The organism is Corallococcus sp. AB038B (genome assembly GCF_003668955.1).
Taxonomy (GTDB): Bacteria; Myxococcota; Myxococcia; order Myxococcales; family Myxococcaceae; genus Corallococcus; species Corallococcus exiguus.
This window is the reverse complement of sequence record NZ_RAWO01000008.1, coordinates 209,345-228,435: the sequence shown is the minus strand read 5'-3', so window position 1 is coordinate 228,435 and position 19,091 is coordinate 209,345. Positions and strand designations below refer to the sequence as shown.

The 19,091-nt window shown below is 69.2% G+C and carries 16 protein-coding genes; 9 read left to right on the top strand and 7 right to left on the bottom strand.

What is annotated here, in order from left to right:
* Positions 1 to 56: 56 nt before the first annotated feature.
* Positions 57 to 1,040, bottom strand: coding sequence for a LysR substrate-binding domain-containing protein (locus D7Y04_RS28180; protein WP_120596669.1), 984 nt, complete (start codon positions 1,038 to 1,040; stop codon positions 57 to 59).
* A gap of 123 nt (positions 1,041 to 1,163) precedes the next feature.
* Here D7Y04_RS28180 and D7Y04_RS28175 point away from each other — a divergent pair, with 123 nt between their 5' ends.
* Complete coding sequence (locus tag D7Y04_RS28175; protein ID WP_121761267.1) at positions 1,164 to 2,078, top strand: DMT family transporter; 915 nt, start codon at positions 1,164 to 1,166, stop codon at positions 2,076 to 2,078.
* A gap of 4 nt (positions 2,079 to 2,082) precedes the next feature.
* On the opposite strand, the gene D7Y04_RS28170 is transcribed toward D7Y04_RS28175, so the two are convergent.
* A complete protein-coding gene (locus D7Y04_RS28170) occupies positions 2,083 to 2,892 on the bottom strand; it encodes a class I SAM-dependent methyltransferase (RefSeq protein ID WP_158627598.1) in 810 nt (269 codons plus the stop codon).
* A gap of 68 nt (positions 2,893 to 2,960) precedes the next feature.
* On the opposite strand from D7Y04_RS28170, the gene D7Y04_RS28165 reads away from it, so the two are divergent.
* Positions 2,961 to 4,337, top strand: coding sequence for a HEAT repeat domain-containing protein (locus D7Y04_RS28165; RefSeq protein WP_121761265.1), 1,377 nt, complete (start codon positions 2,961 to 2,963; stop codon positions 4,335 to 4,337).
* Between the two features lie 8 nt (positions 4,338 to 4,345).
* On the opposite strand, the gene D7Y04_RS28160 is transcribed toward D7Y04_RS28165, so the two are convergent.
* On the bottom strand, positions 4,346 to 4,873 hold the full coding sequence (locus D7Y04_RS28160; RefSeq protein WP_121761264.1) for an ureidoglycolate lyase: 528 nt from the start codon (positions 4,871 to 4,873) through the stop codon (positions 4,346 to 4,348).
* Between the two features lie 229 nt (positions 4,874 to 5,102).
* Between D7Y04_RS28160 and D7Y04_RS28155 the strand changes: the two genes are divergently transcribed.
* Together D7Y04_RS28155 and D7Y04_RS28150 are read left to right on the top strand one after the other, a co-directional pair.
* Positions 5,103 to 6,323: an MxcI protein gene (locus tag D7Y04_RS28155; RefSeq protein ID WP_121761263.1), complete on the top strand. Its 1,221-nt coding sequence runs from the start codon at positions 5,103 to 5,105 to the stop codon at positions 6,321 to 6,323.
* Between the two features lie 17 nt (positions 6,324 to 6,340).
* A complete protein-coding gene (locus tag D7Y04_RS28150) occupies positions 6,341 to 6,973 on the top strand; it encodes an MXAN_6652 family MXYO-CTERM-anchored protein (protein WP_120596663.1) in 633 nt (210 codons plus the stop codon).
* 69 nt (positions 6,974 to 7,042) lie between these two features.
* Here D7Y04_RS28150 and D7Y04_RS28145 read toward each other — a convergent pair whose 3' ends face one another.
* Together D7Y04_RS28145 and D7Y04_RS28140 are read right to left on the bottom strand one after the other, a co-directional pair.
* Positions 7,043 to 9,274: a hypothetical protein gene (locus D7Y04_RS28145; RefSeq protein ID WP_158627597.1), complete on the bottom strand. Its 2,232-nt coding sequence runs from the start codon at positions 9,272 to 9,274 to the stop codon at positions 7,043 to 7,045.
* Between the two features lie 136 nt (positions 9,275 to 9,410).
* The gene (locus D7Y04_RS28140; RefSeq protein WP_121761261.1) at positions 9,411 to 10,226 is read right to left on the bottom strand and encodes a hypothetical protein; all 816 of its coding nucleotides are present in this window, start codon (positions 10,224 to 10,226) and stop codon (positions 9,411 to 9,413) included.
* Positions 10,227 to 10,540: 314 nt separating this feature from the next.
* On the opposite strand from D7Y04_RS28140, the gene D7Y04_RS28135 reads away from it, so the two are divergent.
* From D7Y04_RS28135 to D7Y04_RS28120, 4 genes are all read left to right on the top strand, one after another.
* On the top strand, positions 10,541 to 11,404 hold the full coding sequence (locus tag D7Y04_RS28135) for a caspase family protein (protein ID WP_121761260.1): 864 nt from the start codon (positions 10,541 to 10,543) through the stop codon (positions 11,402 to 11,404).
* Between the two features lie 140 nt (positions 11,405 to 11,544).
* Positions 11,545 to 12,048, top strand: coding sequence for a hypothetical protein (locus D7Y04_RS28130; protein ID WP_120596659.1), 504 nt, complete (start codon positions 11,545 to 11,547; stop codon positions 12,046 to 12,048).
* 7 nt (positions 12,049 to 12,055) lie between these two features.
* Positions 12,056 to 12,973, top strand: a complete 918-nt coding sequence (locus D7Y04_RS28125; RefSeq protein WP_120596658.1) for a hypothetical protein — start codon at positions 12,056 to 12,058, stop codon at positions 12,971 to 12,973.
* 184 nt (positions 12,974 to 13,157) lie between these two features.
* Positions 13,158 to 13,994, top strand: coding sequence for a M12 family metallopeptidase (locus tag D7Y04_RS28120; protein WP_199749742.1), 837 nt, complete (start codon positions 13,158 to 13,160; stop codon positions 13,992 to 13,994).
* A gap of 63 nt (positions 13,995 to 14,057) precedes the next feature.
* Here the strand turns inward: D7Y04_RS28120 and D7Y04_RS28115 are convergent, their stop codons facing one another.
* Complete coding sequence (locus tag D7Y04_RS28115; RefSeq protein WP_158620698.1) at positions 14,058 to 14,957, bottom strand: serine protease; 900 nt, start codon at positions 14,955 to 14,957, stop codon at positions 14,058 to 14,060.
* Positions 14,958 to 15,218: 261 nt separating this feature from the next.
* Here D7Y04_RS28115 and D7Y04_RS28110 point away from each other — a divergent pair, with 261 nt between their 5' ends.
* Positions 15,219 to 18,584: a bifunctional serine/threonine-protein kinase/formylglycine-generating enzyme family protein gene (locus D7Y04_RS28110; RefSeq protein ID WP_158620697.1), complete on the top strand. Its 3,366-nt coding sequence runs from the start codon at positions 15,219 to 15,221 to the stop codon at positions 18,582 to 18,584.
* 12 nt (positions 18,585 to 18,596) lie between these two features.
* On the opposite strand, the gene D7Y04_RS44590 is transcribed toward D7Y04_RS28110, so the two are convergent.
* Entirely contained in the window at positions 18,597 to 19,088 is a 492-nt protein-coding gene (locus D7Y04_RS44590) for a DUF4347 domain-containing protein (RefSeq protein ID WP_158626998.1), read from the bottom strand.
* Positions 19,089 to 19,091 lie beyond the last annotated feature (3 nt).

Genomic DNA, 19,091 nt, shown 5'->3' with positions numbered 1-19,091 from the left:
TCGTGAGGGAACGGCGCGGCCACTGTGAACCTGTTTCCCAGACAAGTAAATGCATGTCATTGGGAGGGTTTGTCATCACCCTGGGCTGAAGCGTGGTGTTGGGAAACTTTCCTGCGTGACGGTGCAACGCCTTGCGTCGCGGGCGGCGGCACTGACGCGCTGTCGCGTTGCGCCAGCAGCCAGTCCACGAAGAGGCGCGCGGCAGGACGCAATCGCCGGTGCGCGGGGTACACCACGAAGTAGCTGGCGCGCGTGGGCACGATGGGCCCGGGCAGCCGGATGAGGCGGCCGTCCGCGAAGTAGGGCGTGGCGATCTTCTCGCGTGCCAGCGCTGCGCCCAGGCCCTGCACCGCGGCCATCAGCGCGCCGGTGGTGTCGCTGAAGCTGTAGCGCTCCTCGAACCTGGCCCCGCGCACGCCCGCCGAGCGGAACCAGTCCTGCCAGCCCTGACGGCTCAGGTCCGCGATGAGCGGGAGCTTCGCCACGTCCGCCGCGTCTCGCACGTGCTCGATGCCCGCGAGCCGCGCCGAGGCCACGGGGAACAGGGCGTCGTCCATGAGCGGCTGCGCGCTGAGGCCGGGCCAGGGCCCCTGGCCGTAGCGGATGCCCAGGTCCGGCCCGCCCTCGTCGAAGCGGGTGAGCGCCATCTCCGTGTCCACGTGGATCCGGATGCGCGGATGCCGCGTGGTGAACTCCGGCATGCGCGGCAGCAGCCACGCATAGGCCAGCGAATGCACCGTGGTGACGCGCACCACGGCGTCCTCGTCCCGCGAATGCTTGAGGCCCCCGAGCACGTGGTCCATGTCCGACAGGGCGTTGCTGGCGGCGTCCGCGAGCTGTCGTCCCTCGGCCGTCAGCGCTACGCCCCGGGCATGCCGTTGGAAGAGCGCGACGCCCAGGCGGTCCTCCAGCTTGCGGACGTGGTGGCTGACGGCGCTCGCGGTCAGGTGCAGCTCCTCCGCCGCGCGGGCGAAGTTCTGGTGGCGGGCGGCGGACTCGAAGGCCGCCAGGGCGGGGAGCAGGTCGGTGTGGAGGGGCATGGGGACGAGCCTCAAATCTGGCTCATGTCTGACACGGAAAGGATGCGCTTGTGAAGAAAGGGCCCCGGCGTGAAGAGAGGGCCAGACAGAAGTCAGATTCCTTCCTCACCCGAAGGGGCCGCCATGAGCGCATCCGTTCCCACCCATCCCCAGGCCGTGACTCCCACCTTCAACCGGGCGTGGCTCACGCCGCTGGAGCTGGGCGGGCTGGCCGCCATCTGGGGCACGTCCTTCCTGTTCCTGCGCATCGCGGCGCCGGCCTTCGGCCCCATTCCCCTGGTGGCGCTGCGCCTGGTGCTGGGCGCGGCGGTGCTGATGCCCTTCCTCTGGCGCGCGCGCTCGGCCCTCCGTCCCGCGCTGTGGCCCCGGCTGGCGCTGGTGGGCGTCGTCAACGCGGCGGTGCCCTTCACGCTGTTCGCCTGGGCCGCGCGGCAGGCCCCCGTGGGCGTCGGGGCCATCACCAACAGCATGGCGGTGCTCTTCACCGCCCTGGTGGCGTTCCTCTTCTACGGCGAGCGCATCGGGGGCCGGCGCGCGGTGGCGCTGTTCGTGGGCTTCGCTGGGGTGGTGGTGCTGGCCAGCGGCAAGGCCGCGGGCACGAGCGTCGCCTGGGCCGCGGCGGCGGGGACCACGGGCGCGTTCCTCTATGGCATCGGCTCGAACCTGGTGCGCCGCCACTTCACCGGACTGCCAGCCGCCGCGGTCGCCGCCGCCACGCTGGCCTGCGGCGCGGTGCTGCTGCTGCCCTTCGCGGTGGTCACGTGGCCCACGGAGCCCATCGGCATGCGTCCCTGGCTGGCGGCGACGGCCCTGGGCGTCATCTGCACCGGCTTCGGGTACGCGGTGTTCTACCGCCTCATCCAGCGCATCGGTGCGCCGCGCGCCGCCGTCGTCACCTACCTGGTGCCGCTGTTCGCGCTGACCTGGGCCTGGCTGCTCCTGGGCGAGCCGGTAACGCCCACCATGCTGGCGGCGGGCACCCTCATCCTGGGGAGCGTGGCGCTGGGGCAGGCTCCCGCGGCGCCGAAGGCGAAGTGAGGCGTCAGCGCCGCTCGAACTTCCAGATGCGGTAGCCGTCGCGAACCGGCTGCATGAACCGCCGGACGAGGAACGCCGGGACACGCTTCCCGGCCAGCTCCAGCGCGCGCTGGGGCACGGAGGTGGCGGACGCGGCCGTGTAGCCCGCCTCCAGGAAGAGGGACTCCGGCGTGTCCGTCATGTCCTGGAAGGACGCACCCATGCTGGCGAGCACCGCGTGAATGTCGGCGCTGTACTCGCGCTGGAAGCTGGCGCGCATCAGGTCGCAGTACACGGCGTGGTGGGGGAACACCTGCTGGAGCACCGCGAGCATGTCCCGGCGCTGCGCGGTGGACAGGTACATGAGCACGCCCTCGATGATGACGTGCGTGCGCCGCGGGTCCTGGTAGGGCTCCAGCTTCCGGGCGAGCGACTCCGTCCCGAAGTCGATGGGGAGCCGCTCGAGCGGGTTCTTCGCCTCCGTCACCGGCAGCTTCGCGTCCTTGAGCGTGAGGATGGCGGGCTCGTCCACCTCCAGCCACCGGCCTCCACGCAGCCGGTAGGCCCGCGTGTCGAAGCCCGCGCCCAGCACCACCACGCGCGCGTCCGGAGCGCGGTCCAGCTCCTCCTGCACCAGCGCGTCGATGATCCGGTGCCGCGCGGCGTTGCTCGCGTTGGGCCGGTCGAAGGACTGGAAGTTGGACCAGATCCGCCGCGCCTCGTCATCCATGAAGCGGGCCGCGAAGGAGTCATTGCACAGCGGCCGTGGCTTGCGCGCGTCCTCCGCCCGGCAAGCCAGGGTGTAGTACGCGGTCTTCGAGATGGCGTTGGCCATGGTTGGGGCTCCTTGAAACCTGCGCGCAGCTTGCATGAGATACGCGCTTTCTCGAAAGGTTGGTCCAGATGCGATTCGTGATGGCGCTGGGTGTGGTCGCGTTGGGTGCGGGCTGTGCGCATGCTCCAAAGCCGGCGGACCCAGCGGCGCGGGCCCAGCAGCTCTCGGAGGAAGCAGAGCAGGCCTATCTCGCGTTGGACTTCGAGCGGTGCGCGGAGCGCTTCCTCGCCTCCGGCGAGGCGAACGGGGAGGGGCCGGACCGCGCGGAGTCCCTCTATCGCGCCGCGGGGTGTGCCTCCCTCGCGGGCCATGCGGACGCGGCGGTGGAGGTGCTGAAGCGCTCAGTCCAGGGCGGCTACTACGACGCGGATCACCTCGAATACAACCCGGAGCTGGCGGCGCTGCACGCGCTGCCCGCGTGGAGCGGCATCGTGGCGGAGGCCCGCGCCAACCTGTCGAAGGCGCCCGAACCTCCGTTCCCGGTGATGACGCTCATGGGCGTGGATGCCTTTGGTTCGCGGAAGGTGGACCGGGCGACGGTCCAGCGGGTGCTGGGGCTGGAGGTGGGCAAGCCCATCGTGCACAGCGCCGCGGTCTTCAAGCAGAAGGAGGCTGCGCTGCGTGAGCAGTACGGTCTCGCCTTCGCCCACGTGGGCATGTCCATCTACTTCGCCGATGAGCGCAAGGGCACCGCCTATGTGGTGATGGACATGGTGGACGCCGAGGACGCAGCCCGGCTGCGCTTCCTGCCCGAACCCAAGGGCCACCCCGCGGATCCAGAAGGGCTGGTCGCCCGGTGGGACGCGTACAAGGAGCGCCTGAACATGCTCCAGATGATGGGCAAGCTCGCCGAGGACTCCAGCTGCAAGGTGGCGCACTGCATTGGTGGGTTCGGCCATCCGGACCTCGCGGCCTACGAACCGGAGTTCCTCGCGAAGGTGCCCCAGCAGATGGACGCGCTGAGCGCCGTCCTGCGCGAGGAATCGGACCCGGGGAAGCGAGGTGCGGCCGCGTCCCTGATGGCCTACGCGCCTACGGCGGAGGAGACCGTGAAGCGGCTGGAGCCCTTCATTCGGGATCCGGACTACGGGGTGCGCAACAACGTGCTGCGCGTGCTGACGGCCACGCAGGAGGCCGCGACGAAGCCGCTGCTGGACGTGGCTACGGTGGCGGACGCGGTGGCGCTGCCAAACTCGAGCGACCGCAACAAGGCGACCTATCTGCTGACCTACCTTCTGGCGGACCTGTCGCCGGAGGCCCTGAAGGCACAGCGGGCCGGACTGCTCCGCCAACTGGGGGAGCGGCTGGTGGAGATGTCCGCGCTCCAGATACCCATCAACAGAGAGCCTGCGGTCCTGGTACTGAAGCAGCTTTCCGGTGAGCAGTACGAGACCGCCGAGGAGTGGCGCGCGTGGCTTGCGCGTCAGCCGAAGACGGAAAGGTAGGGGACCGCTCAGTCCCCGACGACGACGGAGACGGGCGTGGAGAACTGCCGCACGACGCAGTCCTCCGCGCCCCCGTCCTCCCACGCCAGCATCGCGAACTCGGCCGGTTCATCGAGCGCGATGATGGGGTGGTGCCACACGCCCTGGTGGTAGTTCACGCCCTGGCCGGGGCCGCAGACGAACGCTACGAGCCCTTCCAGGTCGGGCCCGCCCGAAGGCGCGGTCGGCGCGACGCACACCAGGAAGCGCGAGCAGCGCATGGGCAGGAACGCCTGGCTGGACTGGGGATGGTGTTCGAGCAGCTTCACGGTGAAGGGAAGCGGCTGCGGCACGGAGCGGAACACCGCGAGGTTGGGCTTCGCCCCCGGCCGGCCGTTCTCCAGCCGCGCCGACCAGTCGAAGCGCACCGCGGTGCCCTGGTTCGCCGAAGCGCCGCTCTTGAGCCCGGCGGACACGACGTCGCCAAAGGGAGCGAAGCCCTCCTGCGTCAGGGGAAGGGCGACGATGGAGCGGAGCGGGGCGGAAGCGTCCCTCATGAGAGGACTATAGGGGCGAGTGCCAGGGCTGGCGTACCGGGCCCGACTTCCGGCTCCCACATCACCCCAGGTAGTCCTGATTCAAGGAGAACACGTCTCTTTCTTGACATCACGCGTCTAGACCTCTAGAGGAAGTGAAAATGAGAATGCCTATCATTTTCATGTCCGGGCCCCCGTCCCGGCTGAAAAGGGCAGGCGCTCATCCCCCCACTCCAAGAGGCCACTGCCGATGAAGCATCTGTTTGCCTTGCGTTCCTTGCGACTCTCCACCGCGGCGATCGCCCTGTCCCTGTTCGCGGGCTGCGGCGACGACGAAGAGGAAGGAACGGACACGGACGGTCCGCTGTACGCCATCACCACCCAGATGCTCGCGGAGGATCCCTCCGACAGCTACGTCCTGGTGACGCCGGACGCGGAGAAGGCCGCGTCGCTGTCGCTGGACGGCGCCATCAAGATCTCCGGCCGCGCGCTGGGCGTGGGCATCCCCAAGACGGGCTCCGTCTACGTGGTGAGCGACGAGAGCGCCACGGTGACCCGCTACAAGCTCAACAGCGCCGGCAAGCTGGAGGCCTCGGGCACCGTGAGCTTCAGCCCCCAGGGCGTGACGTCGCTGGGCGAGTACCAGGCCAACTTCCAGTTCGTCTCGGAGACGAAGGCGTACTTCTTCGACGGTAACGCCGCGAAGATCGTCATCTGGAACCCCACGGCGATGACCGTGACGGACACCCGCTCGCTGGACGCACTGGTCCTCCCGGACACGGTCATGGCGTTCTCCGGCGCCGTCGTGCAGACCGGTGGGCAGATCATCATGCCCGTGGGCTGGAGGCCGGTGGAGGGCAACAGCGTCACGAAGAAGGCGGGCGTGGTCTCCATCGACACGGCGACGGACGCCGTCACGCTCGCGACGGATGACCGCTGCGGCTACACGCACGACGCCGCGCTCGGCACCGACGGCAAGGTCTACATCGCGACGGAGGCGTACGGCGCGGCGTCGCGCCGCGTGGTGGGCGCGGACTCGCCGGAGCCCTGCCTGCTCCGGTTCGACCCGACGACGCGGGACTTCGACAAGACCTTCTACCGCTCGCTGGCGGAGCTGGTGGGCGGTGGCACCGCGGGCGCGCTCATCCCGAGCCACACGCCGGGAACGGCGTACGTGCGCGTGCTCGACGAGACCATCACTCCGGTGTCGGAGGGTTCGCATCCGCGCACGCTCGCGAGCGGCACCGGCTGGCAGTGGTGGGAGCTGAACCTGGCCACGCTGACCGCGACGCGGAAGGCTGACTTCCCGTCCACCTCCGGCAGCGTCTTCCTCTTCGAGTCGGAGAACCAGACGCTCTACACCGAGTTCGGGGCCGGCGCCTCGTCCACCACCTTCCGGGTGCTGGGCGACAACGGCAAGGCCACGGTGAAGACGCCGGGCCTGTCCTTCTCCTTCCTCCAGCTGCGCTAGTCCCAGGACCCAAGACCATGAACAGCAATTCGATGCGCCACGCGGGCGTGTTTGTCATTGCGCTGTTGGGGGCGACGTCCGCCTTCGCCACCAGCACGGGCATCAGCGGCAATTCCGGCAAGGACACGGCGACCTGCAACACCTGCCACAAGGGCGGTGAGGCCCCCACCGTGGAGTTCGAGGGCCCCTCGACGCTGGAGAAGGGCGCCACCGGCCAGTACACCCTCATCATCCGGGGCGGGGCCGGGAAGACGGGCGGCGCGGGCATCGCCGTGGACGACGCGGGGGCCAGCCTCGTGGCCGGCACCGGGATGAAGAAGCTGGGCAGCGAACTGGCCCACTCCGCTCCCCAGGCCTTCACGGGCACGGAGCTGCGCTTCAACTTCTCGCTCGTCGCGCCCGCCACGGACGTCACCCTCAACCTCTTCGGCGCGGGCAACTCGGCGAACGCGGACCAGAAGAGCGACGGCGACCGCGCGGCGTCCACGAAGCTGAGCATCAAGGTGGGCAACGGCACGCCGGTGGTGCAAGAGCCGGGTGGCGACGAAGACGAGGGCGGAGGCTGCGCCGCCGCGAGCAGCGCTCCGTTCTGGGCGCTCGCGCTGGCGGGCCTGCCGCTGGTGGCGAGCCGCCGTCGCCGCCGGAGCTGAAGCACCCCCGGTCGTCTTGAAGCACGAGGCCCCTTTCCCGCATGCGTGGGGGAGGGGCCTTCTTTTGCGTCAGTCCGTGAAGGTACCGGGCTCCTTGCTGAACCCCGCCTTCGCGTGGTGCGCCAGCCGCTCCGAGCGCGACGCGTGCTCCAGCGCGGCGATGATGGCCTTCTCCGCGTCCGGCCCCCATTCCTTCACCTTGGCGGGGTCCACGCCCTTGTCCTTCACGTACTTCTCCAGCGCGGCGGCGGCGACCTTTCCGCCCGACCCGGCGTTGACCGCCAGGTCGGTCATGATGGCGGTGCCGTACTCGCTGGTGACGACGTCCTTGAGCTTCAGCTTCGCGCTCTTGGGATGGCCCTCCGCGTCCTTGCCCGTCACGGACACCGTCCTGTCGCGGGTGCCGGAGATCTTCCCCTCGTTGGCGAACTTGATTTGAGCCTGCTGCATGGCCGGGTCGGCGCCCGCGGCCATGAAGATGGCGGACAGCTTCACGTCGGTGCGGATGGCCTCGGCCGCGGCGACGCCCTTGAGCACCGTGCCGTCCGGCCGGGTGAGCACCACGCCCTCCTTGCCAATGTCGATGCCGAACTTGCCGAAGCTCTTGTCGTACTGGGCCGGGTCGGTCTTCTTCAGGTCCCGCATGAACTCAGCGAGCGTGCCGTTGCCATTCTTGCCGAGCGTCCACTGGGTGAAGCCCCACGACACGCGCCCGATGTCCCAGGTGTTCACCTTGCTGAAGGTGCCCTCCAGGCCGGAGATGGACTCGAGGACCTTCTGCCGGTCCTCGCTGATGCCGCTCTTCTCCAACTGGGACGTGACCTGCGCGTCTGAGTCTCCGGAGACGGCGCCGCCATCCACCGCGTTCCACGAATTCGTGTAGGCAGTTTCGCGCCCATCCCGCATGCGCACGGTCGTCCCATTCACGGTGACGTCCGAACGGGTCTGCTTGACGCCGACCATGGGCGCGTACGCGTCGACCCGAGCGAGCAGCCCGTCCTTCACGGTCTTCATCCGGGCCTGCGCGTCGGTGACCTTCGCCTTCGCCGCGTCGAGCGCCGTCTTCTGGGTCTGCCGGAACGTCTCCGCTTCGGCGGGGTCCTTGGGAACCTTCGCCTTCTTCTGCTTCGCCTCCAGCCCGGCGAGCGCGCGTTCGGAGACCTTCACCGCCGCCTTGGCATCGCGGAGGGCGGGATTGTCTCCAATGTTCTTCCTGAGCCACTCCTTGACCTTCTCGCCCTCGGCCTTGACGGTCTCCTCCGCGGCCTTGAGCTTCTCCTGCGCGGCCTTCTTCGCGGGCTCGGTGGTGGCCGCGTTGACGGCGGCCTCCGCCTTGTTGCGCGCCTCGACCGCCTTCTTCAACGGGGCGTAGGCCTTCGCCTTGGGGGGCTTCAGGGTCGCGACGTTGCGGGGGATGAGGTCGTTGAGCTCCACGGCGTTGCCGCGCTGGAGGGTGCCCTCGTCCTTGGCCGTCACCTGGATGGCGTCGAGGTTCTTCTGGATGTCGCTGACGGACGCGGCGGCGACCTTCGTGGTCGCGGCGGCCTTGGTTGCGGCCTGCACCGGCGCGGAGGGAGTGGCCGGTGCTTGCGGCTGGAGCGCCGTGAGCGCGCGCTTCAGGTCCGCGCCCTCGAGCTCCAGGTGGAGCGCGTCTTCCAGAGGGGTGCTGGTCAGCTTCTCGTACTTCTCCGCCACCTGCTTGAGCTGGGATGCATCCAGGCCCTCCAGGACCTCGAAGACGGCGGCCTCGTCGGTGCCCCAGATGTCATCCATCGCCGTCTTGAGCTTCGCCGCGGCGGCGTCCACGGCGCTGGTGGGAGCCGAGCGCTTCGTGGCTCCCGCGGACGCGGACATCGGGTTGAAGGAGAAGCCCTGATGGGAAGGGGGGCGTCCGCGAATCTGATCCGCCAGGCGCTTGAGCGTCACGCCGGAAGCGCCGCCCGCCACGGCCTTGAGGAGGAAGGTGCGCTCCGCGTCCGCGTCGGAGCGGGGCGAGGCCTTGGTGCTGACTCCCGCCTTCGACAGCAGGCCCGACAGCTCCTTCTGTTGCGCGGGGCTGAGTCCGCCCACCGCGGTGGCGATCGCGCCCGCGTCGGTAGGGGACAGGCCGCTCGAAAGCGCCTTCATCAGGGCCTGCCGCGTGGGGCCTTCCGGGAGCGCGGAGAGCTGCTGCTCCGTCTTCCGCTGCGCTGGAGACTTCGCGCCCGCCGAGATCGCGGCGGCCATGGACGAGGTGGCGGTGGAGGGGCGCGAGGGCGCCACGGTCGCGGCGGAGGGCGCCTGCGTGACAGGCGTATCCACACTCGCGACGCGCGTCGCCTTGGGGCCAGGGGAGCCGGTTATCTTGACCATGCGGCCCCGAGCCTAATGCACTGTCAATGTGGCTGACATCCGGCCGCCGGACAGGGGAGGGCCCTGCCCGGCGCGTCAAAGCCGGTTACTTCGCGGCGACGGTGGACTCGCCCAGGATGTTGAAGGTGCTGGCGGCGGCCTTCACGTCGATGGAGGAGAAGCCGGTGTACGGATAGTGGCCGTCGCCGATGTCCTCGACGATCTCCAGGAAGTCGCCGCTGACGGGCTTGCCATCCACATTCAGCGTGAAGGCGTCACCGGTGCCGCGGAAGGTCCAGCTGCAGGCGCCCGGGGCGACGCGGCCGAACATGCTGCTCCCCATGCCGTGGTTCTTGAAGCCGAAGTCGTACCGCGTGAGCCCGATGTGGATCTGGTACCACACCGAGCCGACGCCGTAATCGGGCTCGAAGTAGTGCGAGTTCATCAGCATGTTGCCGCGCCACAGGTTGACGGTGAAGGGCGAACCGCCCGCCCGGCCCGAGAACGAGGGCCGCAGGGTCACCTGATCGCGGTCCTTGCCCGGCTGGACGCTGATGGTGCTGACCACCTGGTCGCCGTCACGCGCGGCGAGCGTGAAGCCCTGGCCTGCGGCGCCCACGCCACCCAGCTCCGTCTTCAGCACCCAGTCGACGGCGCGAGGGAACTCGCTGGAGAAGCCGTCCGTCTTCACGTTGGTCAGGTTGGACACGGCGATGCTCTTGCCGGTGTTCGTGAGCGTCGCGCGGCCCGTCGCGCAGTTCTTGATGCCCTCGAAGCCCTCGATGCAGGTCCGCTCGGCCTTCGCTTCCTGCGTGGCGAGCGAGTCACCCGTGCTCGTGGTGGGCTCTTCACCCTGGCAGCCCGCGGCCGTGACACTCAGGAGCGCGGCCGTCAGCAGGCGGCCCGTCAGCTTCATCATCATGGAGAGATCTCTCGTAGGTGGGGGATGACTGCATGCCGGTCCCGGTAAAGCCCGGCGCGGGGCACGCTTGCACCCACCGAGCCACCCGCCGACCCGGAGGTCCCTCCTCTGGGCAGGGCGCCACGAGCCGGGTCCGCGTGGCGAGTCAGGTCACAGCCAGGCGCACCGCGTAACCTGTCGTGTCACACGGGAGCGGAGGGAGCGAGCCCCGGGTTCCCGGTCGGGACAGGGCCGGAAGGACGCGGCGCGCCCCGCCTCCTCCCTGCCATCCCGGCCGTCCGTCTCCACCGTGAGTGAAGGAGGCAACGACAGTCATGGCGCAGGGATATTCCATCAACATCGGTTTGAACGCGGTGGATCCGAAGCACTACGCGGGCTGGGATGGCCAGCTGCTGGCGTGCGAAGCGGACGCCGAGGACATGGTCAGCATCGCGAAGGCGCAGCAGTTCAGCCGCGTCCGCCCCTTTCTCACGAAGGACGCCACGCGCGCGAAGGTGCTCGCGGAGCTGGGCGAGGCGGCGTCGGTGCTCCAGGCGGGGGACCTGCTGCTGTTCACCTATTCAGGGCACGGCGGCCAGCTCCCCGACATGAACGGGGATGAGGACGACGGGCTGGATGAGACGTGGTGTCTGTATGACGGGGAGCTCGTCGACGACGAAATCTACCAGGCGATGGGGAAGCTCAAGGCGGGCGTGCGGGTCTTCATGCTCTCCGACAGCTGCCACAGCGGCACGGTGAGCAGCGTGGCCTATGCGGCCCTGCGCTCCAGCGGCAGCCTGCAACTGCTGGCGGATTCGATGCGGACCACGGAGCCCGCGGAGCGGCGCTTCAAGGAGATGCCCCTGGGCATCGAGCGGCGCACGTACCGCGAGAACAAGGCGATGTACGACGGCATCCTGAAGGGGCTGCCCAAGGACGACCCGAGGCTGACGCTCAAGGCCACGGTGCTGCTCATCTCCGGCTGCCAGGACAACCAGCTCTCCAGCGACGGCGTCCACAACGGTCTCTTCACGGCCAACCTGCTGCGCGTCTGGAACGGGGGGAAGTTCAAGGCCAGCTACCCGACCTTCCACCGCCGCATCCTGCGCACCATGCCGCCCATCCAGTCTCCGGCGTACTCCATCATCGGAGTCCCCAGCCGCGAGTTCGAGCGCATGGTGCCATTCCACGTCGGCTGACGCGAAGGGGTCAACGGGCCTGGACGGCGCGGAGGCCCTCCTGACCAGCGGAGTGGACGGTTTCGCGAAAGGGCTCGCTGGGACGGCCCCTGGCTCGCGAAATGCTTTGCCTCCCTGGGTCTCACAACCCAGGGGGTCTCATGGAGAAGGCCGGCAAGACCGATTCGTTCATGCAGTCCACGCGCATGCCCACGTCCACGGTGGATGCGTTGACCGCATGGTGGGACCGCAGGCTGCCAAACAACCTCGCATACAGCGGCTACCTGCCGTTCAAGGTCAAGATCGAGAGCAATGCGCTCGAGGATGGGGTTCGGGTGCTGCGCTTCTTCGTGGTCGGCCATCCCTCGCCCGCCGACAAGCCCTTCGAGCTGAAGCTGCAGCTCGAACATGGCTACGTCTGGCCCGACCTGCCTTCGACGGCCCAGTGGGGCTTCAAGGACCAGTTCGGGTTTCTCTTCCTGACCTCGCTGTGGCTGTCGCAGAACGGTGTTCCCGAGGCGCTCGCTGAAGGCGGCGGCAAGTGGCCGATTGGTGCCGCCTTGGCGCCCGCGCTCGCCCTTCAGGTGCTGGAGGCGCTGCAGGACGAAGGTCTGCGCCAGCAGGTGCAGCGGCTGATGGCTGAGCACCTCCCTTCGAAGGGCTGAGCGCACCATGGACTCCTACCTCACGGTGATCTCCTACCCGGCGAAGATGGAGACCGTCTTCGAGAGCATCGCCTTCAACGTGCAACGGCAGGACTCGCAAGAACGGCAGGACGCGCAGCACCGCTTCTACAGGTGCCAGGACCCGGCCCAGCTCTACGAAATCGTCATGGGCGCCGGGCGTCTGCTCACGCGCCTCGACCTCGTGGGCCATGGCTCTCCCACGCGCTTCCGGCTCGGAGATGGCGACCTGCTGGAACTGGGGCGCGAACCGCACCCGGTGCTCAAGCAACTGGCCAAGGAGCTGCCCGACGACATCGAGGTCCGCGTCCTGGGATGCCTGACGGGCATTGGCCAGGAGGGCCTCGCCATGATCCAGGCCGCCTCCGCGGCCCTGGGAGACAAGACTGTGATTGGGACGACCTCGCGGGTGGAGCCGGAGCACTTCGGGGCCGAGGGGCTGCTGAACAGCTTCACGGCGACTCACTCCTCCCGCAGGACCGACATCGCGAGGCCCTTGCCAATCCCTTTCACGGCTCCGGCGATTGGAGCCGCGTCCGGGCGCAATCCGTACCTCACCCATCTGCTCACGCTGGACATGCAGGACGTGGAGGCCTTGCTTCATTGGAAGCAGTTCTTCCCCGCGGGTTTCCAGCCGCTGGGCCGAGGTCAACCCCTGGCGCGGCCGGACTTCAGCCTCCGCCACGAGGGAATCCAGGTCACGTTCGCCTGCGACTGCCGGTTGGTGCTCATCCACGACGTCCCCGGCAAGCCGCCCCTGCTGATGGGCTGGAGCAGCCCGGATCCCGTCCCTCTCCTGCCCGCGATGATGCAGGCGCTGGGGGCTGACGGGCTTCCAGGGCTCTTGTTCGCGCCTGCCACGCCTCACCCGGAGCCTCGCGGGACGAAGCGCTCACGGAGGCGCTGAGTCCTTCGCGGTCCAGTTCGGATGTCTCAACGCAGCATGTGATGTCAGGGAGGACATATTCATGGCGATGCGAACCAAGGGGCTTGAGCGGTTCCTGGCGAGGGCTGACCCACGGAAGGGCCCGCACAGGCTGGAGGCTGCGCACCTGGCGGAGGAGGCCGCGTCAGGCGAGCCGGGCTGTTCAGTGAAGCAACTGCCCGAACGCCTCCTGATGCGAGCGGCGGAGGTGGCCAGCAGGCTCAATCCCGTGAACGAGCCTGTCTTCGGGCGGATCGCCGCGGCGGCCGAGGGCGCCTTGCTCACGCCCATGATGGCGGCGGTGATCACCTCCAAGTACTGGGGCCTCAAGCCCCGAAGACTCACCGTGAGCTTCATGGACAACGCGCCGGTGGACCTGCGCAGGCGCATCGTCACGCACCTGAACGCATGGGCGCGGTTCGGGTGCATCGAGTTCGTCGAGACCTCGGGTGTCGGGCAGATCCGGATCGCGCGTGAGCCGAAGGGATACTGGTCCTATCTGGGAACGGACGTCCTGCTCATCCCCCAACATCTGCCGACCCTGAACCTGCAGGGTTTCACCATGAGCACGGATGAGAGCGAGTTCAGGCGCGTGGTCCGCCACGAGGCGGGACATACCCTGGGAATGCCTCACGAGCACATGCGCAGACAGCTGGTGGAACGGATTGATCGTCAGAAGGCCTACGATTACTTCCTGCGCACCCAGGGCTGGAATCGGTCGACCGTGGACCAGCAGGTGCTCACGCCTCTGGAGGATGCGTCCATCATGGCCACTCCCGCGGATGAGGACTCCATCATGTGCTACCAGCTGCCGGGGGGCATCACGATCGACGGCAAGCCCATCCGTGGCGGCGTGGACATCACCGCGTCCGATGCCGACTTCGTCGCCAAAATCTACCCACGGGCTGGAGGGCTCCCCGCGATGGGGCGCGGCTGGACCGAGAACGACTGGCCCGAGAGCGACGACGTCCAGGATGAAGACCTCCTGATCGACGCGGCCTGAGCCGAGCGGGTCCCCGCCGCGGGTCAACCCGCGGCGGGCGGTTGCTCGCCCGTCATGCGGCGCTCAGGGTGACACCGGATGGGCCATCCACTTCCGGAAGGAGGAGACCTGCGTGGAGACGCCAGGGAAGTCCGGGCGGGCGCAGCCCACGCCGAAGCTCGTGATGCCCACTTGAAGCACCTTGCCCTCGGCGGTGGTCATCAGGAGTGGCCCGCCACTGTCTCCCGGACATGCGTCCGCCGTCCCGGGCGCGCTCACACAGAGCATCCCGGGCGTGATGGGGTACTTCCCCCGGTAGCGGGTCGCGCACGCGGCTCGGGGGGCCACCTGCACCGCCACCTCGCGCAGGACCGGGGTGCTGGCGTGCCCCTCGTGCGCGCGGCCCCAGCCGAGGGTGGTCAGGGCCTGCCCCTCTTCCAGCACCAGGTCCGGTTCAGCGAGCCGCACGGGGGCGAACTCCGTCACGGGGGCGGCCAGCCGGAGGAGGGCGACGTCGTTCTGGAAGCTCTGGCTGTCAAATCCCACAGGTGAGGTCACCGCGACGATCCGGAGCGCGCGTCCCCGGGTCGTGGACAGGTCATGTCTGCCAATGACGGCGTAGTGGCCGGTGGAGACCTCGCAGTGCGCGGCGGTCAGCACGGTGTCCGGTGAGATCAATGAGCCGCTGCAATACTGCGTCAGGGTGCCCTGCTGGTTGCGATAGGTGATGGCGACGCTGAAGGGCCACCTTCCAGGCGCGGCCTCGCGACCTCCCGCGATGGACTGGGTGGCGCGGACCCGTTCGGCGCGAGGGCTCGCGGCCTTGGTGGACGGGCGCTCGCTCGCGGAGGGCTGCGACACGCCCCGGGCCTTGAACATGACCCGGGTGCTGTCCTCGAGCGACAAGGCCACGGGCGGCGCGGGGCGGTGCGGAGGTACGGCCAGGGTCATGCTCCAGAACAGGCCGAGGGGCACAAGCATCATCGGACGGATGCTCCAGGTGTCGCGGCACGGAAGGAGGGCCGCTCGTCCCACGGGAGTGCGTGAACTGTGCCGCCACCCGGTTGCGGCCCGGCGCGCGTCGCTCCTTGTCGTTGGGCCGTCGGGCCTGTCCAATCCGGGCGACTGCGTGCCCGTGGCCTGTCGAGCCGGATGGACGGCGTGGCGCCTTCGAGGTGCGGTCCGCCTCACTGGCCCGGTGTGCAGTTGCATGCGTGGATGGCATTGGCGGACACTCGGGGTCCGATGCCAGGGGAACCTGCCGCGCCGCCCCCCTCCGGGCCGGGTGCCATCGAGGTGGACAGCCAGGTGGATGGCTTCCGCATCGTGCGTTTCCTCGCGGAAGGAGCAATGGGCGAAGTCTTCCTCGCCCAGGACGAGGAGCTGGGCCGGCGGGTGGCATTGAAGTTCCTCAAGGTGGAGCTGCTGGGGGAGGCGCACGCGGAGCGGCTCATGGACGAAGCGCGCACGACCGCGCGCTTCAGTCACCCCCACATCGTCACCGTGCACGCGGTGGGCCGGCATCACGGACGCCCGTACCTGGCGCTGGAGTACGTGGATGGCGAGTCGCTCCGCGAGCGGATCGCCCGCGAGACGCCCGGCCTCCATGAGTCGCTTCGCATCTGCCGCGCCATCGCGGAGGCCATCGCGGAGGCGCACCAGCACGGCATCATCCACGCGGACCTCAAGCCGGAGAACATCCTCATCCCCCGGGACGGGCGGGTGCGGGTGGTGGACTTCGGGTTGGCGCGCCATGCAGGGGGGGAACAGGGCGCCGCGTCCGGCACTCCGGCGTACATGGCGCCCGAGCGCTGGCGGGGCGCCCCCCCTTCGCCCGCCATGGACCTCTGGTCCCTGGGCATCATCGCGTGTGAGATGCTGGAGGGACGGCGTCCGCTCGACGACGTGCAGCTCGCCACCTTCGCCTTCACGCCGAAGCCCCTGGCCTTCTCCCCCCGCCTGCGAGGGCTTCCAGGAGGCGACGTGCTGGAGCGCTGCCTCGCGCTGGAGCCCGAGGCCCGCCCCAGCGCGAGGGACGTGGCCCAGGCGCTGTCGGAGGCACTCATCCCTGAGCCACTCCGCCTGGTGGACCGGGCCCCCTTTCGTGGACTGCGGCCGTTCACCGAGGCCGACGCAGGGGACTACTTCGGCCGTGAGCTGGAGCTCGATGGCTTCGTTGAACGCCTGCGCCATGAACCCCTGGTGCCACTGATCGGGCCTTCGGGCATTGGCAAGAGCTCGTTCCTCCATGCGGCGGTGTTCGCACGGTACCGGCGGATGGAGCGCTGGTCGGTGCTGCACGCCCGGCCCGGTCCGAACCCGTTGACCCGACTTGCCGCGCTGCTGACGTCGGGGCGGGAGGGGGAGCCTTCCGTCAGCACCGTCGCGGAGTCGCTCGCCAGCCGGCCTGGAGAGATCGTGCGTCACTTGCGGCGCCTCTGCCAGGAGACGGGCGGCAGCGTGCTCCTGGCGCTGGATGCATTCGAGGAGGTCTTCACGCTCGCCTCGCCACAGGAGGCCGCGCGGGTCGCCGCGTGCCTGATGGCGGCCGCATCCCTGGAGGAACCCTGGCGCATCGTCCTGGTGCTGCGGGACGACTATCTGGGCCAGTACTCGCGGCTGGAGCCGCTGAGGACCTCCCTGGGTGCTGCCTTCGCGCTCGCCAGGCTGACGCCCGCGGCCCTGCGGGAGGCGATTACAGGCCCCCTGCGGCGCGTGGGATATTCCGTCGACTCGCCCTCGCTGGTCTCGCGGCTGGTGGAGGAGGTGGAGGCCCAACCCGCCGGGCTGCCCCTGCTGCAGTTCGTCTGCATGGCGCTGTGGGAGCGGCGCGACGTCGACTCGCGCACGCTGCGCGCTTCCGTCCACGAGGCCCTGGGGGGCGTGGGGGGAGCGCTCGCGCTCTATGCGCAGAAGTTCCTGCAACAGCTTCCCGCCGAGGAGATACGCGCGGCGCGCGGCCTCCTACTGCGTCTGGTCACCGCCGCGGGCACGCGCCGGCCCCGTCCCCTGGCCGAGCTGCTGGAGGGCCTCGCGGACTCCGCGCCGGGCGTGCTGGAGAAGCTCCACGCCAACCGGCTGGTGGTGACGACCCGCGACACCCAGACAGACGAGCCGCTGGTGGAGCTGGCCCACGAATCGCTCGCGACCACCTGGCCCGCGCTGGCGCACTGGGTGGAGGAGACCCGCGAAGAGCGCGTGCTGGTGCAGCAGCTCGAGGAGGCGTCACGGCTCTGGGAGCAAAGGGGGCGGCCGGACGGGGAGACGTGGGCGGACGAACCCTTGCGGCAGGCCCTGCGCCGGGTAGAGGCCTGGAACATCTCATTGCCCACGCGCTCGAAGTCCTTCCTGGAGGCGGGGCAGCGGCGGGCCTGGACCCTGACTCGCCGCCGCCGGTGGCTGTTGGGGGGATTCATCAGCCTGCTGGTGGGGGTCTCCATCGCGGCGGTGCTCGCGGCGCTGGCCTTCCGTCAGAACCAGCTCGAAGCCATCCGCCAGCAGGCCACCCTCCGTCTGGCCTCGGCGGACATCGGTGAGTTCGACCTCATCCTGGAGTCCCACGACTTCGATCCGATGACGCAGCGCTGGACGAAGGCCTCGCGGTCGGACGTGGTGGCCTGGCGCCTGGCACCCGTCCAGGGCGACACGAAGGCGGAGGACGCGCTTCCCTACCGGGAGCCGGACCTCCAGCGGCGGCAGCTCCTCCGGGAGGCGGACGCAAGTCCTCGGGAGCGTGTCGAGGTGCCCTCCCGGCCGGCGTGGTTGGTGGTGGAGCGAGAGAGCTGCGGGCCGTCCATCCTCCGGTTGGAGCGGCTCCCCGGCCACCGGGAGCGGATACCCGTCCAGGAGATCCGCCTGCCCATTCCGACGTGCGAGGCCTCGCGTGTGGGATTGGTCTCCATTCCAGCGGGACCCTTCTGGCGCCCGGCGGACGACGACACGCGCGAGCCGGAGCGGACGGTCGACGTGGCGGGCTTCGCCATGGACCAGACCGAGGTCACCAACGGCCAGTTCCGCCTCTTCGAGGAGGGCGTGCTGCGGCGGACGCCGTATGTCCACGAGCTCCCACCTCAGCATCCCATCTTCTCGCGCTCGCTCGAGCTGGCGAGTCCGGTGACCGGGCTGGATGCCTTCTCCGCGGAAGCCTTCTGTCGCTACCTGGGAAAGGCGCTCCCGACCGCGGACGAATGGCGCAAGGGCTTCCGGGGGGGACTGACGCTCGATGAGTCGGGGACGCGCATCAACCCTGCGCCGAAGCGGAAGACCGCCTGGCTGACGCCCAGGAAGGACCCGCCCGCGAACCTCCTGGGGCACGATCCGTATCCGGGGGTCGCGCCCGTGGGCTCCTTCCCAGAGGACCTGAGTCCATACGGCCTGTTCGACATGGCGGGCAACGTCGCGGAGTGGACCGAGACGACGGCCATGCAGGGAGACTTCCAGAACCTGCGAAGCCTTCTGGGCGGGCGGTGGGATGCGCCGAGGGAGGAGGGACACCACGAGGTCACGTGGACGAACCACCTGCCTCCTCGGCGCTTCGAGTTCGGCATCGGGGTGCGCTGCGTGGAGCGCCCCCGTCCCAGCTCATTCCCGGGGCAGTCCGGGATCCGCTGACGCGGCCCCCTCCTAAGCCGAAGAAAGCAGCAGGTGTTGGTAGTCGTCCGACAGTCCTGTCTGGCCAAAGTGCCAGGGCTCGAGGACGCCGGTGGATACGGCGATCTTCTGCTTTAGGACCTGCTTGACGTCGTTGAACATCTGCAGCCCCGTGTCCTCGGCGCCCGTCAGGCACCCCAGGAACCGGATCGTGGTGGCGCGGGGGAGCAGGTCATTGAGCTCACGGACCACGCTGGAGCGGATCCTGCCGTTTTCGACGAGGATCTCATCGCCCAGCTTGAAATAGCCCGCGCGACCGTGTCCCACGAGGTCGAGGACCGACACGTCCGGCAGTCTCTCCGGACCCCGAGGCCTGCTGTTCGCGATGGCCAGGCGCAGGCCACTCCCATTCTGACACCTCGCGAACTTGTGGTCGCTGGACTGGTTGTTGGCCGCCAGGGCGACCGCCTCGAACATCGGATGGATGGTTTGAGGATAGGAGATGACCGTGAGGTGGATTCCCATGTG

Excerpts from the sequence above, each read along its gene's own strand:
- D7Y04_RS28150 (WP_120596663.1), top strand. The coding sequence starts at position 6,341 with ATGAACAGCAATTCGATGCGCCACGCGGGCGTGTTTGTCATTGCGCTG.
- D7Y04_RS28165 (WP_121761265.1), top strand. The coding sequence starts at position 2,961 with ATGCGATTCGTGATGGCGCTGGGTGTGGTCGCGTTGGGTGCGGGCTGT.
- D7Y04_RS28135 (WP_121761260.1), top strand. The coding sequence starts at position 10,541 with ATGGCGCAGGGATATTCCATCAACATCGGTTTGAACGCGGTGGATCCG.
- D7Y04_RS28160 (WP_121761264.1), bottom strand. The coding sequence starts at position 4,873 with ATGAGGGACGCTTCCGCCCCGCTCCGCTCCATCGTCGCCCTTCCCCTG.
- D7Y04_RS28125 (WP_120596658.1), top strand. The coding sequence starts at position 12,056 with ATGGACTCCTACCTCACGGTGATCTCCTACCCGGCGAAGATGGAGACC.
- D7Y04_RS28115 (WP_158620698.1), bottom strand. The coding sequence starts at position 14,957 with ATGATGCTTGTGCCCCTCGGCCTGTTCTGGAGCATGACCCTGGCCGTA.
- D7Y04_RS28170 (WP_158627598.1), bottom strand. The coding sequence starts at position 2,892 with ATGGCCAACGCCATCTCGAAGACCGCGTACTACACCCTGGCTTGCCGG.
- D7Y04_RS28140 (WP_121761261.1), bottom strand. The coding sequence starts at position 10,226 with ATGATGATGAAGCTGACGGGCCGCCTGCTGACGGCCGCGCTCCTGAGT.
- D7Y04_RS28130 (WP_120596659.1), top strand. The coding sequence starts at position 11,545 with ATGGAGAAGGCCGGCAAGACCGATTCGTTCATGCAGTCCACGCGCATG.
- D7Y04_RS44590 (WP_158626998.1), bottom strand. The coding sequence starts at position 19,088 with ATGGGAATCCACCTCACGGTCATCTCCTATCCTCAAACCATCCATCCG.
- D7Y04_RS28175 (WP_121761267.1), top strand. The coding sequence starts at position 1,164 with ATGAGCGCATCCGTTCCCACCCATCCCCAGGCCGTGACTCCCACCTTC.
- D7Y04_RS28155 (WP_121761263.1), top strand. The coding sequence starts at position 5,103 with ATGAAGCATCTGTTTGCCTTGCGTTCCTTGCGACTCTCCACCGCGGCG.
- D7Y04_RS28110 (WP_158620697.1), top strand. The coding sequence starts at position 15,219 with ATGCCAGGGGAACCTGCCGCGCCGCCCCCCTCCGGGCCGGGTGCCATC.
- D7Y04_RS28180 (WP_120596669.1), bottom strand. The coding sequence starts at position 1,040 with ATGCCCCTCCACACCGACCTGCTCCCCGCCCTGGCGGCCTTCGAGTCC.